The 12,040-nt window shown below is 60.7% G+C and carries 11 protein-coding genes; 6 read left to right on the top strand and 5 right to left on the bottom strand.

The annotated features are described in order from the left end of the window. The first annotated feature begins 52 nt into the window (after positions 1 to 52). Positions 53 to 952, top strand: a complete 900-nt coding sequence (locus ACOYXE_RS23060) for a D-hexose-6-phosphate mutarotase (protein WP_460926705.1) — start codon at positions 53 to 55, stop codon at positions 950 to 952. A 124-nt stretch (positions 953 to 1,076) separates the two neighbouring features. Here ACOYXE_RS23060 and ACOYXE_RS23055 read toward each other — a convergent pair whose 3' ends face one another. The 5 genes from ACOYXE_RS23055 to ACOYXE_RS23035 form a co-directional block, all read right to left on the bottom strand. Further along, a complete protein-coding gene (locus ACOYXE_RS23055; protein ID WP_460926704.1) occupies positions 1,077 to 1,613 on the bottom strand; it encodes a DUF3299 domain-containing protein in 537 nt (178 codons plus the stop codon). Positions 1,614 to 1,706: 93 nt separating this feature from the next. Continuing rightward, the gene (locus ACOYXE_RS23050) at positions 1,707 to 1,952 is read right to left on the bottom strand and encodes a GlsB/YeaQ/YmgE family stress response membrane protein (RefSeq protein WP_007920223.1); all 246 of its coding nucleotides are present in this window, start codon (positions 1,950 to 1,952) and stop codon (positions 1,707 to 1,709) included. Positions 1,953 to 2,062: 110 nt separating this feature from the next. Further along, positions 2,063 to 3,145 (bottom strand): 5-(carboxyamino)imidazole ribonucleotide synthase, encoded by a 1,083-nt coding sequence (locus tag ACOYXE_RS23045; protein ID WP_158958421.1) that lies wholly within the window; start codon positions 3,143 to 3,145, stop codon positions 2,063 to 2,065. 10 nt (positions 3,146 to 3,155) lie between these two features. Further along, positions 3,156 to 3,647, bottom strand: coding sequence for a 5-(carboxyamino)imidazole ribonucleotide mutase (gene purE / locus ACOYXE_RS23040; protein WP_007920220.1), 492 nt, complete (start codon positions 3,645 to 3,647; stop codon positions 3,156 to 3,158). 330 nt (positions 3,648 to 3,977) lie between these two features. Beyond that, a complete protein-coding gene (locus ACOYXE_RS23035; RefSeq protein WP_460926703.1) occupies positions 3,978 to 4,886 on the bottom strand; it encodes a LysR substrate-binding domain-containing protein in 909 nt (302 codons plus the stop codon). Between the two features lie 180 nt (positions 4,887 to 5,066). On the opposite strand from ACOYXE_RS23035, the gene aspA reads away from it, so the two are divergent. The 5 genes from aspA to ACOYXE_RS23010 all read left to right on the top strand — a co-directional run bounded on the left by aspA (position 5,067) and on the right by ACOYXE_RS23010 (position 11,996). Next, a complete protein-coding gene (gene aspA, locus ACOYXE_RS23030) occupies positions 5,067 to 6,491 on the top strand; it encodes an aspartate ammonia-lyase (RefSeq protein WP_122596765.1) in 1,425 nt (474 codons plus the stop codon). 485 nt (positions 6,492 to 6,976) lie between these two features. Further along, entirely contained in the window at positions 6,977 to 8,425 is a 1,449-nt protein-coding gene (locus tag ACOYXE_RS23025) for an alanine/glycine:cation symporter family protein (RefSeq protein WP_160059964.1), read from the top strand. A 172-nt stretch (positions 8,426 to 8,597) separates the two neighbouring features. Continuing rightward, a complete protein-coding gene (locus tag ACOYXE_RS23020; protein WP_160059965.1) occupies positions 8,598 to 9,602 on the top strand; it encodes an asparaginase in 1,005 nt (334 codons plus the stop codon). 248 nt (positions 9,603 to 9,850) lie between these two features. Next, positions 9,851 to 10,843 carry an AraC family transcriptional regulator gene (locus tag ACOYXE_RS23015; protein WP_160059966.1) on the top strand — a complete coding sequence of 331 codons (993 nt, stop codon included), beginning with the start codon at positions 9,851 to 9,853 and terminating at the stop codon, positions 10,841 to 10,843. A gap of 127 nt (positions 10,844 to 10,970) precedes the next feature. Next, the gene (locus ACOYXE_RS23010) at positions 10,971 to 11,996 is read left to right on the top strand and encodes a histone deacetylase family protein (protein WP_460926702.1); all 1,026 of its coding nucleotides are present in this window, start codon (positions 10,971 to 10,973) and stop codon (positions 11,994 to 11,996) included. The last annotated feature ends 44 nt before the right edge of the window (positions 11,997 to 12,040 follow it).

The following is a 12,040-nucleotide window of genomic DNA, read 5'->3' as shown; positions in this document are numbered from 1 at the left end:
GCGGCCGTTTGACGGTCGATAGTTGTCCTTGTTACTGATCGAGAGCTGTCCCATGAACACGCCCAACGTTGAAGCGGTGAAACTGGATGAACTGAACTGCTGGCGCATTCGCCACGGTCAGGCCGAAGTGCTGGTGGCCCAGCAAGGCGCGCACATCCTCAGTTATCAGATCGATGGCCAGCCGCCGATCATCTGGCTCAACGACAAGGCCGAGTTCAAAACAGGCAAAAGTATCCGCGCCGGCGTGCCGGTGTGCTGGCCGTGGTTCGGCAAGTTCGAACGCAACCCGCAGAGCGTGCAGGCCATGTACACCGGTGAGCAACCGGCACCCGCGCACGGTCTGGTGCGGGCGATGGATTGGGAGTTGGGCGGCATCGAATCAGAGGCTGACGGCGTCAAGGTCGAACTCAAGCTGCCCTACCCCGCGGGTGGCCTGCAGGGCTGGCCGCATCAGGTCGATCTGACCCTGACTCTGCACTTGTCCGAGCAACTGAGTTTCAGCCTGACCAGCCACAACCGTGGCAGTGACACCGTCAGCCTGAGCCAGGCGCTGCATACGTATTTCGCGGTCAGTGATGTGCGCCATGTGCATGTCGATGGTGTCGATGGCTTGAGTTACATCGAGACGCTGGACGACTGGAAAACCAACAGCCAGCAAGGCGATCTGCATTTTGCCGGTGAGACCGACCGCATCTATCTCGACGCTCCACCACAACTGAGCATCGTCGATCCGGCCTGGGAACGGCGCATTGTGCTGACGGCTACCGGTTCACGCACGGCGGTGATCTGGAACCCTTGGAGCGATCGCGCGGCAGCGCTGGCCGACATGGACAACGATGGCTGGCAGCGCATGCTGTGCATCGAGACGGCGAATGTGATGGACGACATCGTCACGCTGGCGCCGGGGGCGAGTCATACCATGGGCGTCAGCGTCGCCAGCAAACCGCTCTAACAGCACCGCAAAACCAAATGTAGGAATGAGCCTGCTCGCGATAGCGGTTCGTCAGATCCATTAAATTGGCTGACACGACGCTATCGCGAGCAGGCTCACTCCTACAGTAGTTTTGTGGTGACTGTTAGAGATCGGACTCCTGCACCACCCGCACTTTGTCCGCCTCCAGTGCATACGCCGCATCGGCCAGATCATTGCTGACCTTCTCGACTTTCAGCGTGCCGCTCACCCACAACGGCGTGTAGATATCATCCAGTTTCAAACCTTTCGGATATCGCACCAGCACCAGTTGATTCGGTGGCGGCGGCGGCACGTGGATACAGGCGCCCGGATACGGCACGAGGAAGAACAGCGTGCTGCGGCCCTTGGCGTCGGACTCCAGCGGCACCGGATAACCACCGATGCGGATGTGTTTGTCGTTCATCGATGCCACGGTTTTGGTCGAATACATCACCGCCGGCAGACCTTTGGCCTGCTTCATCCCGCCCTTCTCGGTGAAGGTGCCGGTGGCTTCCGGGGAGTTGTGGTCGATTTCAGGCATGGCCTCTAGGGCCTTCTGGTCCGACTTGGGCATCAGTTCGAGCCAGTCGGTTTCCGGCAGTTCGCCGGCGTGGGCCAAACCGCTGCCCAGAAATAGGAGAGTCAACAGAAGACGGCGCATGAAAGTGCTCGGTATAGAAAGGAAGGAACAATGAGTCGCCGAGCATTCTAGCCCTCCCCGCCACTTTGGCAGAGAGGGCTTTGTCGCTTTGGATCAGTTCTTTTTGATCAGACCGTAGATCACCAGCAACACGATCGCGCCGACCAGTGCGCCGATGAAACCTGCGCCCTCGCCCGCGTGATAGATGCCCAGAGCCTGGCCGCCGTAAGTGGCTGCCAGCGAACCGCCGATACCGAGCAGGATGGTCATGATCCAGCCCATGCTGTCATCGCCCGGTTTCAGGAACCGTGCCAGCAGGCCGACGATCAAGCCGATAAAGATGGTTCCGATAATTCCCATGGCATTTCCCTCTCAAAGATAGATATGCGAAGCCTAGTCAGACTTTGGCATCCTGCCATGAGAGAACGGCGGCCCCTGAATGGTTCCGCCGCTGCCACATGAAACTGTCGTTACTCGGCGATCAGCGCTTCGACCTTGACGATCTGCGCCTGCAGCGTGGCCATGTCGGCGCAACGCAGGTTGGCGTGGCCGACCTTGCGCCCGGCCTTGAAGGCCTTGCCGTAGTGATGCAGATGGCAGTCTTCGATGGCGATGACTTTCTCAACCGGCGGTACCACGCCGATGAAGTTGAGCATCGCGCTCTCGCCGACCTTGGCGGTCGAACCCAGCGGCAGGCCGGCAACGGCGCGCAGGTGGTTTTCGAACTGGCTGCACTCGGCGCCTTCAGTGGTCCAGTGCCCGGAGTTGTGCACGCGCGGGGCGATCTCGTTGGCCTTGAGGCCACCGTCGACTTCAAAGAACTCGAACGCCATCACGCCGACGTAGTCGAGCTGCTTGAGCACACGGCTCGAGTAGTCTTCGGCCAGCGCCTGCAACGGGTGATCGGTGCTGGCCACCGACAGCTTGAGGATGCCGCTGTCGTGGGTGTTGTGTACCAGCGGATAGAACCTGGTTTCACCATCGCGGGCACGTACGGCGATCAGCGAGACTTCACCGGTGAACGGCACGAAGCCTTCCAGCAGGCAGGAAACACTGCCGAGTTCGGCGAAGGTGCCGACCACGTCTTCTGGCTTGCGCAGGACTTTCTGGCCCTTCCCGTCGTAACCCAAAGTGCGGGTTTTCAGCACGGCTGGCAGACCGATGGAAGCGACCGCAGCGTCCAGATCGGCTTGCGATTGGATATCGGCGAAGGCCGGAGTCGGGATGCCCAAGTCCTTGAACATGCTCTTTTCGAACCAGCGATCGCGAGCGATGCGCAGGGCTTCGGCGCTCGGGTAGACCGGGACGAATTGCGACAGGAATGCCACGGTTTCGGCCGGGACGCTTTCGAACTCGAAGGTCACCAGATCGACTTCATCGGCCAATTGGCGCAGATGATCCTGATCGCCGTAATCGGCCCGCAGGTGTTCGCCCAGCGCCGCGGCGCAAGCGTCCGGCGCAGGGTCGAGGAAAGCGAAGTTCATGCCTAGCGGAGTGCCCGCCAGGGCCAACATGCGACCCAACTGGCCGCCACCGATTACACCGATCTTCATCTCAACAACCTCAGGCAATACGTGGGTCTGGATTGTCCAGGACGCTGTCTGTCTGCTCGGCACGGAAGGTTTTCAGTACCGCGTGGAACTGTGGATGCTTGGCGCCGAGGATGCTCGCCGAGAGCAGCGCGGCGTTGATCGCGCCGGCTTTACCGATAGCGAGAGTGGCGACCGGAATGCCCGCTGGCATCTGCACGATCGACAGCAGCGAGTCGACGCCCGAGAGCATGGCCGACTGCACCGGCACGCCCAGCACCGGCAGGTGGGTCTTGGCCGCACACATGCCTGGCAAGTGGGCTGCGCCACCGGCACCGGCGATAATCACCTCGATGCCGCGGCTTTCAGCCTCTTCGGCGTACTGGAACAGCAGATCCGGGGTGCGGTGGGCAGAGACCACTTTGACCTCGTACGGGATGCCGAGCTTTTCCAGCATATCGGCGGTGTGGCTAAGGGTGGACCAATCGGACTTGGAGCCCATGATCACGCCAACCAGTGCACTCATCGTCGCGCCTCTTCTCTCTGGAGCGCCCGCAGGCGCGTCATAAAACAACAAGCCACGCAGGTTGCGTGGCTTGATTGTACGAAAAATGGCCGGACGTGCCGGCCGAAGGCCGCGCAGTATACCGTAAAGAAAGCAATAAACAGCCCCCCGCGCGACCATCTGTCATCTGCCGCAAATGCCCGGTTTTATTGACCTGAAGGTCAGCGACAGAACACCGCAAATCCCCTGTAGGAGTGAGCCTGCTCGCGATGGCGGTGTGTCAGTCACATCGTCGCTGAATGTGCTGACGCTATCGCGAGAGGCTCACTCCTACAAGGGGTCCGCGTAGGCTCAGGAAGCTTGTGCAGCGCCACCCTCGAGCTTGCGCCACAGCAGGCGCACGTTGGCTTTACGCACCAAGGCGCAACGGTACAGGCGAATCTCCAGCGGCACATGCCATTGCGGGCCACCGCAGACCACCATCTCACCACGCGCCAGCTCAGCACGCACGCTCAGTTGCGGCACCCAGGCAATGCCCAAGCCTTCCAGCGCCATGCTTTTCAGGCTGTCGGCCATGGCGGTTTCGTAGATCGTCGTGAAACGCAACTGACGCTGGCGCAGCAAACCGTTTACGGAACGGCCGAGGAAAGCCCCGGCGCTGTAGGCCAGCAACGGCACACTGGCCTCTCCTTCCAGATCGAACAACGGCTTGCCATCAGCATCTGCTGCGCACACCGGCAGCATCTCGGTCTGGCCCAAATGCAGCGACGGGAAAATCTCCGGATCCATCTGCATCGCCGCATCCGGGTCATAGAACGCCAGCATCAGATCGCAGCCACCCTCACGCAACGCATGCACCGCATCGCCAACGTTGGTCGCGACCAACCGCGTGGCAATATTCAAGCCTTCATTACGCAACTGCGCGATCCAGCGCGGGAAAAAGCCCAGCGCCAGCGAGTGAGCCGCAGCGACCTGCATCACTTCGCCCTGCCCGCCTTCCAGATGATGCAAATGGCGCAGCACTTCACCGAGCTGTTCAACCACCGTGCGCGCGGTCACCAGAAACAACTGCCCCGCTGCCGTCAGTTCGACCGGCGTGCGCGAGCGATTGACCAGAGTCAGCCCCAGTGCAGCCTCCAGACTGCGGATCCGCCGACTGAACGCCGGCTGGGTCACGAAGCGTCGCTCAGCGGCCTGCGAGAAGCTACGGGTGGCGGCCAGAGCACTGAAGTCCTCGAGCCATTTGCTTTCCAGATTCATCACGTCCTCCCGGACACGCACCAAAACAGGTCACACGTCTGCCGCGCACGCGGCGTCACACGGGCATTATGCCGAATGTGCATAGGGCAGTGCTGAACAGCATTGGCCCAAAATTTCCCACAAGCCTAGCATTCGCAGCGTTCCGGCACAGACCGGGTCCATATCGAGATGATTTCTATCATGTCCTCCGCTGCATCTTTCCGCACAGAAAACGACCTGCTTGGCGCCCTCGAAGTACCGGCTCAAGCGTATTACGGCATCCAGACCCTGCGAGCGGTGAACAACTTCCGCCTCTCCGGCGTTCCGATTTCGCATTACCCGAAACTGGTTGTCGGCCTGGCAATGGTCAAACAGGCCGCTGCTGACGCCAACCGCGAGTTGGGTCACCTGAGCGAAGCCAAGCACGCGGCCATCAGCGAAGCCTGTGCCCGATTGATCCGCGGTGATTACCACGAAGAGTTCGTGGTCGACATGATTCAAGGTGGCGCCGGTACTTCCACCAACATGAACGCCAACGAAGTGATCGCCAACATTGCGCTCGAAGCAATGGGTCACCAGAAAGGCGAGTACCAGTTCCTGCACCCGAACGACGACGTCAACATGGCGCAGTCGACCAACGACGCCTACCCAACGGCGATCCGCCTGGGCCTGCTACTCGGTCACGACACCCTGCTGGCCAGCCTCGACAGCCTGATTCAGGCGTTCGCGGCCAAGGGCAAAGAATTCGATCACGTCCTGAAAATGGGCCGTACCCAGTTGCAAGACGCCGTGCCGATGACCCTCGGCCAGGAATTCCGTGCCTTCGCCACCACCATGGGCGAAGACCTGGCCCGTCTGAAGACGCTGGCCCCGGAACTGCTGACTGAAGTGAACCTCGGTGGCACTGCGATCGGTACCGGCATCAACGCCGACCCGCGTTATCAAGCGCTGGCTGTTCAGCGTCTGGCACTGATCAGCGGTCAACCGCTGGTTCCAGCCGCCGACCTGATCGAAGCGACTTCCGACATGGGCGCTTTCGTACTGTTCTCCGGCATGCTCAAGCGCACTGCGGTCAAGCTGTCGAAGATCTGCAATGACCTGCGCCTGCTGTCCAGCGGCCCACGCACCGGCATCAACGAAATCAACCTGCCAGCGCGTCAGCCAGGCAGCTCGATCATGCCCGGCAAGGTCAACCCGGTAATTCCGGAAGCTGTGAACCAGGTTGCTTTCCAGGTCATCGGTAACGACCTGGCGCTGACCATGGCAGCCGAAGGCGGCCAACTGCAGCTGAACGTGATGGAGCCACTGATCGCTTTCAAGATCTTCGATTCGATCCGCCTGCTGCAACGCGCCATGGACATGCTGCGCGAGCACTGCATCGTCGGCATCACCGCCAACGAAGCACGCTGCCGTGAACTGGTCGAACACTCGATCGGTCTGGTCACCGCTCTGAACCCGTACATCGGCTACAAAAACGCCACCCGTATCGCCGGCCTCGCCCTTGAAAGCGGCCGCGGCGTACTGGAACTGGTGCGCGAAGAAGGTCTGCTCGACGAAGCCATGCTCGCCGACATCCTGCGCCCGGAAAACATGATTGCTCCGCGTCTGGTTCCGCTCAAAGCCTGAGCCGACACGTTACTTGTAGCACCGCTCACCAGGTCGAGGGACTAGACACCTCTCACCTTTTGAGGGCTTGGGGATTTAGTCCCCAAGCCCTTTTTTTTAACTTCTTCGCGGGCAGGACGTTAAATGTTTTGTGTATTTGATACCGCCAAGATCGCAGCCTTCGGCAGCTCCTACATTGATTGACGTACACCTGTAGGAGCTGCCGAAGGCTGCGATCTTTTGATCTTGCAGCACCCTCGTTTTGTCGCTTGCACCACTACCGTGCAGACGGGCGCGTCACTGATCGGTATAGTGCCGCCCCTCTTCGCGTGAGCGGTCGTCGGTAACGAGGCCATAACCCATGCGAAACCCGAACTAATAACAAACCCGCGAAATGGAACCGGACGAAACCTTCGCCTCACCTGTCGTGCCGTGCGCGCACCGGTGTAACACGATGTTTCTTCCATCCAGTATTTGCTTACACAATAAACAGCGAGGAAAAATCCATGCTCGAAGTCATTAACGACTTCCTCTCAGGGAAAGTACTGATCGTGCTCATTGTCGGGCTCGGTAGCTACTTCACGATTCGCTCGCGTTTCGTTCAATTGCGCCACTTCTTCCACATGTTCGCGGTGTTCCGCGACAGCCTAAAGGGCAGCGCCGGGCAACTCAGCTCGTTCCAGGCTCTGATGCTCAGCCTTGCCGGCCGAGTGGGTGCAGGCAACATCGCCGGTGTCGGCATTGCCGTGACCCTCGGTGGTCCGGGTGCGGTGTTCTGGATGTGGGTGACCGCACTGGTCGGCATGTCCAGCAGCTTCTTCGAATGCACCCTGGCCCAGGTCTACAAGCGCGCCGATGGCGACGGCCTGTACCGTGGTGGCCCGGCCTACTACATCCAGCACGGCCTGAAGCTCAAAGGCATGGCGGTGGTGTTCTCCGTTCTGCTACTGGTCACCTACGGCTTTGCCTTCATTGGCCTGCAGTCCTACACCGTGACCCACTCGCTGCAGAACGCCTTTGAATTCAACCCACAACACACCGGTATCGTCCTGGCGGTGCTGCTGGCCATCACCTTCATCGGCGGCATCAAGCGCATCGCCTCGGTGTCCGACCTGCTGGTGCCGATCAAGACCCTCGCCTATATCGGCGTAACCCTGTACGTGATCGGTACCCAGATCGAACATGTGCCAGCCATGCTGGAAACCATCTTCAAGAGCGCCTTCGGCCTCGATCCGGCCTTTGGTGGTCTGCTCGGCAGCGCCATCGTCATGGGCGTGAAGCGTGGCGTGTTCGCCAACGAAGCGGGTCTGGGCAGTGCGCCGAACGTCGCCGCCGTGGCCGCCGTGAAGCACCCGGGCGCGCAGGGCGTGGTTCAGGCTTTCAGCGTGTTCCTCGACACTTTCGTGATCTGCACCTGCACCGCGCTGCTGATCCTGCTGTCGGGCTTCTACACCCCGGGCTTCGAAGGTGACGGCATCGTCCTGACCCAGAACTCGCTGGCCGCTGTGGTCGGTGACTGGGGTCGCATGTTCGTCAGCGTCGCGCTGTCGCTGTTCGTCTTCACCTGCATCCTCTACAACTACTACCTGGGCGAAAACAGCCTGCAGTTCCTCACCCGCAACCGCGCCGCGCTGATGATTTTCCGCGGTCTGGTGCTGGCGCTGGTGGTATGGGGTTCGATGCAGGACCTATCGACCGTGTTCGCCTTCGCCGACATCACCATGACCTGCCTGGCCTTCGTCAACCTCGTGGCTCTGGCCATGCTGTTCAAGGTCGGCATGCGCGTAATGCGCGACTACGACGGGCAGCGCCGCGCCGGCGTCAAGCAGCCAGTGTTCGACTCGAGCAAATTTGCCGATCTGGACCTCGACCTGAAGGCCTGGCCGACCAATCCGTCTGCCGCTGCCGACAAGACCGAAGCCGAGCCGCAAGGCGTACCTGCAGCGCAACGCTGACAGGTGAATGACGGGCGCATCCCCAGCGCCCGTCAGTTATTGTGGTGCAATAACTTGTAGGAGCGAGTCTGCTCGCGATAGCGGTCTTTCAGCCAACATCAATGTTGAATGATGAACCGCCATCGCGAGCAGGCTCACTCCTACAAGGACCTCATCCTTTCGGAGAATCCCCATGAATTCGTCGACCTACCCCGCCGCCCAACACGTCATGGTGCTCTACACCGGTGGCACCATCGGCATGCAGGCCAGCGCCAATGGTCTGGCCCCGGCGTCCGGTTTCGAAGCGCGGATGCGCGACTACCTGCACAGCCAGCCTGAACTCGTTGTGCCGCAGTGGCGCTTTCGCGAGATGTCGCCGCTGATCGACAGCGCCAACATGACCCCGGCCTACTGGCAGCAACTGCGTGAAGCGGTGGTCGATGCCGTGGATGTGCAAGGCTGCGACAGCGTGCTGATCCTGCACGGCACCGACACCCTGGCCTATAGCGCGGCGGCGATGAGTTTCCAGTTGCTCGGCCTGCATGCGCGGGTTTGCTTCACCGGTTCGATGCTGCCGGCCGGTGTCACCGACAGCGATGCCTGGGAAAACCTCGGCGGTGCGCTGGTTGCCCTCGGCCAAGGTCTGGCGCCGGGCGTGCATCTGTACTTCCACGGCGAACTGCTGGCGCCGACCCGTTGCGCGAAAGTGCGCAGCTTCGGCCGTCATCCGTTCAAGCGTCTGGAGCGTCAGGGCGGCGGTGTCAAAGCCTCTTCGATTCCAGCATCGTTGAACTACAACCAGCCGAAACAACTGGTCAAGGTTGCGGTGCTGCCACTGTTCCCGGGTATCAGTGCCGAAGTGCTCGATGGTCTGCTCGACAGCGGCATTCAAGGTCTGGTGCTGGAGTGCTACGGCAGCGGCACCGGGCCGAGCGACAACCCTGAGTTTCTGGCAAGCCTTGGCCGCGCACGGGATAACAGTGTGGTGGTGGTTGCCGTGACGCAATGCCATGAGGGTGGCGTTGAGCTGGATGTGTATGAGGCGGGCAGTCGCTTGCGCGGTGTTGGCGTGTTGTCCGGTGGCGGCATGACCCGTGAGGCGGCGTTTGGCAAGTTGCACGGGTTGCTCGGTGCAGGGCTGGAAACCGCTGAAGTGCGTCAGCTGATCGAACTGGATTTGTGTGGTGAGTTGCTCTGAGCAAGGCTCTGGAATGGCCCTCACCCTAGCCCTCTCCCGGAGGGAGAGGGAACCGACTTTAGTGTCTTGCGCTATACGCCGACCTGAAAAAAAGTGTCGATTATGGATTCGGCACAGTTTTTTCACGTCGGCGTATCTCTTCAATATCCCCCAATCGGCCCCCTCTCCCTTTGGGAGTGGGCTGGGGTGAGGGGCTACTGCGGCATGCAACTTGCTGCGTTCCAGCCATCTCAAGGCTGGAAGATCTTATGCTCCACTCCCACCTCACCACCCTTAATGCCGTCTCGCTGATCCTCAACACCTTCAAGGCCGAAGGCCTGTCGAGCGAGGCGCTGCTCGCCGGTAGCGGCATCAGTGTCGCGGACTTGCACCGGGCCGACACCCGCATCACCACCAATCAGGAGATGCAGGTCTGCGCCAACGCGGTCGCACTCAAGCACGATATCGGTCTGGAACTGGGCCGGCGCATGCATGTTTCCTGCTACGGCATCCTCGGTTACGCCCTGCTGACCTGTGCCACCTTCGGTGACGCTTTGCGTCTGGCGATCCGTTATCCGGCGCTGTTGGGAACACTTTTCGAGCTGAGTCTGGAAGACGACGGCGAGCGCGTCTGGTTCGTCGCCGCCGACTATCGCGAGAGTCCGTCGATGGCGGTGTTCAATGCCGAGTTCTGCCTGGTGTCGTTGAAAGTCATTTGCGATGACTTGCTCGGGCATCCGCTGCCCTTGCTCGCGACGCGGTTCGAGTACGCCGCGCCGGACTATCGTGACAGTTACGCCGAGCACTTCGACAGCCCGCTGCACTTCGCCGCCAAGGACAACGCCTTTGCCTTCGACCGTCACTGGCTCGATCAACCGCTGCCGCTAGCCGATCTCATCACCCATCAAGCCATGACCGAACGTTGCCGCAAACAGAATCTTGAGTTCACCGGGCGTCAGGCATGGCTGGGGCGCATCCGCCAATTGCTCAGCGCCCAACTCAACGCCGCGCCGGGACTGGAAGGTCTGGCGCAGCAGATGAAGTGCTCGCCGCGCACCTTGCGCCGGCATCTCAAGGACATGGGCAGCAGCTATCAGGAACTGCTCGATGAACTGCGCTTCGAAAGGGCGAAGCAGATGTTGTGTGAGGACCAGTTGCCGATTTATCGCATCGCCGAAACCCTTGGCTTCAGCGAGACCGCGAGCTTTCGTCATGCCTTTGTGCGCTGGAGTGGTGTGGCTCCAAGCCAGTTCAGGGCCTGAAGAAGGGGCGAATTGCGGTCATGATTTTTGGCCAGATCCATCCCCTTTTGGCCTTTCCTGCCGTTCTCCGATTCGCTTCACGCCGCAACACTGTGGGCAACCGAATCAGCCCTGCGGAGAACAACAAATGCTGACGATCTACTCGGACGATCACCACCTGCACCATGGCCGCTGCGAACTCATCGATGGCCAGCTCAAGCCGTGTTTCGAGATGCCCTCGCGCGCCGACCATGTGCTGCAACGCGTGAAAAACCAGAACCTCGGCCCGGTCGAGGCACCGAAGGATTTCGGTCTGGAGCCGATCGCCCGCATCCACGGCCAAGACTATCTCGACTTTTTCAAAGGTGCGTGGGCGCGCTGGACTGAATTCAATACTGACGGTGACTTGCTGCCCTACACCTGGCCGGCGCGCACCCTGCGTGCAATCAAACCGTCCAGCCTGCACGGCCAGCTCGGCTATTACAGCTTCGACGGCGGTGCGCCGATCACCGCCGGTACCTGGCAAGCGGCGTACAGCGCGGCGCAAGTTGCGCTGACCGCGCAAGCAGAAATCCAGCGTGGCGCGCGCGCTGCCTTCGCCCTTTGCCGTCCACCGGGACACCACGCCGCCAGCGATCTGATGGGCGGTTATTGCTACCTCAACAACGCTGCCATCGCCGCGCAGGCCTTCCTCGATCAGGGCCACCAGAAGGTCGCGATCCTCGACGTCGACTATCACCACGGCAACGGTACCCAGTCGATTTTCTACGAGCGCAGCGACGTGCTGTTCACCTCGATCCACGGTCATCCGGAAGCGGAGTTCCCGTTTTTCCTCGGCTACGACGATGAGCATGGCGACGCTGCCGGTGAAGGTTTCAACTTCAATTACCCGCTGCCCGCCGGCTCCGGATGGGACGTGTGGAGTGCGGCACTGGATCAGGCCTGCGACGAGATCGATCGCTATGGCGCCGACGTCATTGTCGTGTCGCTCGGCGTCGACACCTTCAAGGACGATCCGATTTCGCAGTTCAAACTCGACAGCCCGGATTATCTGGCGATGGGCAAGCGCATTGCCGCCCTTGGCAAACCGACGCTGTTTGTCATGGAGGGCGGTTACGCCGTGGAAGAAATCGGCATCAATGCGGTGAACGTGCTCGAAGGGTTCGAGCAATAAACGAATTTTAGCCAGACACACAACACCAGACCCGCCGGTGCGGG

It is taken from the genome of Pseudomonas sp. MC6, from assembly GCF_054790575.1.
This window is presented reverse-complemented; position numbering and strand designations above follow the sequence as displayed.

What these genes read in the sequence shown, in the direction of transcription:
- purE (WP_007920220.1), bottom strand. Translation starts at nt 3,647, where the DNA reads ATGAGTGCACTGGTTGGCGTGATCATGGGCTCCAAGTCCGATTGGTCC.
- ACOYXE_RS23010 (WP_460926702.1), top strand. Translation starts at nt 10,971, where the DNA reads ATGCTGACGATCTACTCGGACGATCACCACCTGCACCATGGCCGCTGC.
- ACOYXE_RS23055 (WP_460926704.1), bottom strand. Translation starts at nt 1,613, where the DNA reads ATGCGCCGTCTTCTGTTGACTCTCCTATTTCTGGGCAGCGGTTTGGCC.
- ACOYXE_RS23025 (WP_160059964.1), top strand. Translation starts at nt 6,977, where the DNA reads ATGCTCGAAGTCATTAACGACTTCCTCTCAGGGAAAGTACTGATCGTG.
- ACOYXE_RS23050 (WP_007920223.1), bottom strand. Translation starts at nt 1,952, where the DNA reads ATGGGAATTATCGGAACCATCTTTATCGGCTTGATCGTCGGCCTGCTG.
- aspA (WP_122596765.1), top strand. Translation starts at nt 5,067, where the DNA reads ATGTCCTCCGCTGCATCTTTCCGCACAGAAAACGACCTGCTTGGCGCC.
- ACOYXE_RS23060 (WP_460926705.1), top strand. Translation starts at nt 53, where the DNA reads ATGAACACGCCCAACGTTGAAGCGGTGAAACTGGATGAACTGAACTGC.
- ACOYXE_RS23020 (WP_160059965.1), top strand. Translation starts at nt 8,598, where the DNA reads ATGAATTCGTCGACCTACCCCGCCGCCCAACACGTCATGGTGCTCTAC.
- ACOYXE_RS23035 (WP_460926703.1), bottom strand. Translation starts at nt 4,886, where the DNA reads ATGAATCTGGAAAGCAAATGGCTCGAGGACTTCAGTGCTCTGGCCGCC.
- ACOYXE_RS23045 (WP_158958421.1), bottom strand. Translation starts at nt 3,145, where the DNA reads ATGAAGATCGGTGTAATCGGTGGCGGCCAGTTGGGTCGCATGTTGGCC.
- ACOYXE_RS23015 (WP_160059966.1), top strand. Translation starts at nt 9,851, where the DNA reads ATGCTCCACTCCCACCTCACCACCCTTAATGCCGTCTCGCTGATCCTC.